Raw genomic sequence first — 1,367 nt, 5'->3', positions numbered from 1 at the left:
CGCGTTCGGAGGCCTACTTTGTTTTCCCTCTGGCGCAAGGCACGCCGGGAAAACAGTGCGGCCTCGCGGCTACTGGGGTCTACCAGCCTTCGCTTCGCTCTCCATGGCTGGCAGCGGCTGACGGTCTCCATCATCAGCTTCTTGCTGATGCTGGTCGTGGTCATCATCATCGGTCTGTTCGGTGGCCGGCATATTATTGGTTATCTGGAAGGGCAGTTGGTGGAACACGGTATCGACCACAATCAGGAAGTGATTGCCAGGATGCAGCCGATTCTCGAACGTTCCCTTCAGGATGGCGTGGCAACGCCTGTCATCGTCAGCAACTTTCAGGCATTTATCGAGCACGCCGAACCTTTTGGTATTCGGCTTTTCCTCGTTGACCGGGAGACCGGCATGGTGCTTGCCGACAGCCAGAACAGAGCATCTTTCCCGTATCCGCTGAATGACCTGCTGGACAGTATGCCGAGGCAGCTCGATGGCGCGCCTATCCACGATTTGTCCACCTGGGACGGTAATGCCTGGCGCAGAACGCCTTCAGGGTCGGTTGAATTGCTTTCCCTGCACAACCTTTCTGTACCGGCAAACAGAACCGAAAAATGGGCGCTGGGTGTCAGCAGTGATCTGTCGGAATTGCTGGTTCTGATGGATTCACTGCATCTGCACCTGGATGTGGTTTTGCTGATCACCTATGGTCTGATCGGGTTGCTGGGGTTTCTTGTTTTGCGCTGGGTAGGGCGGCGTTATGAATATGGCCTGGAACAGCAGGTCGCCGAGCGTACCCGGGAATTGGAACAGACCCAGGAGCGGCTTCTCGACCAGGCCCGTCTCGCTACCATTGGCCAGACTGCTTCCGTGCTGGCTCACGAGATGCGAAATCCCCTGGCGTCCATCAAGCTAGCCCTGTCGGGTGTGAGCCGCAGTGAAGGACTGGCCGACCGGGAAAAACAGCGTGTCGAACTGGTGCTGGGAGAGGTGGATCGTCTCGAAGGCATGTTAAGCCAGACGCTCGATTATGTACGCCCGGTAGTGAGGGATGAGCAGCCGAGGTTGCTCAATGATTTGCTTGACAAGGTGCTCGGGCTGGAAGAAAGGCTGCTGGCAGAAAAACGTCTGCGGCTGTCACGTAAGAGATGTGCACAATGTCCGCCGATTCGAATGGATAGCGAAAAAATGCAGCAGGTATTGTTGAATCTGCTTAAAAATGCGCAGGAAGCCAGCCCCGAAGGCGGCGAAATTCAAGTTCTGCTTAAAGAGGCCGATAACTGGCTTGAGCTTGTTGTCACCAATGAGGGAGAAGAGCTTGCACAGGACGTGCTGGAACGCGCCTGTGATTTCTTCTTTACCACCAAGGCGAGAGGAACAGGGCT

1 protein-coding gene is annotated in these 1,367 nt (G+C 55.7%); it reads left to right on the top strand.

Annotation, left to right across the window (positions count from 1 at the left end):
* Window positions 1–18: 18 nt before the first annotated feature.
* On the top strand, window positions 19–1,367 hold a 1,349-nt coding region (locus ACOCD2_RS20100), incomplete at its 3' end, for a sensor histidine kinase (RefSeq protein WP_419584547.1).

The organism is Thiolapillus sp. (genome assembly GCF_048562965.1).
GTDB classification, from domain to species: domain Bacteria; phylum Pseudomonadota; class Gammaproteobacteria; order Chromatiales; family Chromatiaceae; genus Thiolapillus; species Thiolapillus brandeum_A.
This window is presented reverse-complemented; position numbering and strand designations above follow the sequence as displayed.